This window comes from Streptomyces murinus (genome assembly GCF_002154555.1).
GTDB lineage: Bacteria > Actinomycetota > Actinomycetes > Streptomycetales > Streptomycetaceae > Streptomyces > Streptomyces murinus.
This window is the reverse complement of sequence record NZ_MUNF01000754.1, coordinates 1-1091: the sequence shown is the minus strand read 5'-3', so window position 1 is coordinate 1091 and position 1091 is coordinate 1. Positions and strand designations below refer to the sequence as shown.

The following is a 1091-nucleotide window of genomic DNA, read 5'->3' as shown; positions in this document are numbered from 1 at the left end:
GGCGCGGAGCAGGGCGCGGGCGAGGACGCCGACCGTGAGGTAGACGGCCGCGCAGCACGCCATGTGGAGCAGGCCGAGGGCCGCGGTCTGCGCCGGGACCGGCAGATGGGCGCCGCGCAGGGTGAGGAACTGAGGGAGCACGGAGAGGTAGAGCAGCAGGCCCTTGGGGTTCAGACCGCTGATCGTGGCCCCGCGCAGGAAGGGACGCCCCTCGGCGGTCCCGGTCGTACCCGCCGCCGGGGTGGCCGGGCGGCGCAGGACGCCCCAGCCCAGCCACAGCAGATACCCGGCGCCCACCACGGTCAGCGCCGTCAGCAGCCGGGGCGAGCCCGCGACCAGGACCGCGAGGCCGGCCGTCGCCAGGGCCGTGTGCAGGGCGTATCCGCAGACCAGGCCCGCCACCGCGCGCGGGACCCGGGCGCCGCGCAGGGCGGTCGCGATGACGTACGCCCAGTCGGCGCCCGGCACGCACACCAGCAGCAGGTCCACGACGAGGAAGGAGAAGAGCAGTCCCGAGTCCATGAAGGGGACATTAGGCGCGATCGCCCCGAAAGTGTTCCCGAAGTTTGCCCATGATCCGCGCTTCTGCGCAAATATCTACTTCATGGACGACGTGGACCGGAAAATTCTTGCCGAGCTCCAGCAGGACGGGCGGCTGACCGTGACCGAACTGGCCGCGCGGGTGCGGCTCAGCGTCTCGCCGTGCCATCGCCGGCTGCGTGAGCTGGAGCGTTCCGGCGCGATCCAGGGCTACCGCGCGGTGGTGGACGCAACGGCGCTCGGGCTGAACTTCGAGGCGCTGGTCTTCGTGTCCATGCGGCAGGAGGACCGGGACACGGTGGCCGAGTTCGAGCGGGCGGTCGGCGAGCTGGATCATGTGCTGGACGCGCAGCGGCTGTTCGGGGAGCCGGACTATCTGCTGCGGGTGGCCACGGCCGACCTCGCGGCGTTCCAGCGGCTGTACGACGAGCGGCTCGCGACGCTGCCGGGGGTGCAGCGGCTGACGTCGACGCTGGTGATGAAGCACGTCGTACGGGACCGGCCGCTCCCGGCGTGAGCCGCCGGCCGCCCCTGCCGTCCCTCACCGCCCC

Annotated in this window: 2 protein-coding genes; one reads left to right on the top strand and one right to left on the bottom strand. The window is 72.6% G+C overall.

Annotated features, from left to right (window positions below; genetic code table 11):
• A partial coding sequence (locus CCN72_RS34420) for a LysE family translocator (RefSeq protein ID WP_086812272.1) occupies nucleotides 1–522 on the bottom strand: 522 nt, incomplete at its 3' end.
• An 82-nt stretch (nucleotides 523–604) separates the two neighbouring features.
• Between CCN72_RS34420 and CCN72_RS34415 the strand changes: the two genes are divergently transcribed.
• Entirely contained in the window at nucleotides 605–1057 is a 453-nt protein-coding gene (locus CCN72_RS34415) for an Lrp/AsnC family transcriptional regulator (RefSeq protein WP_037657809.1), read from the top strand.
• The last annotated feature ends 34 nt before the right edge of the window (nucleotides 1058–1091 follow it).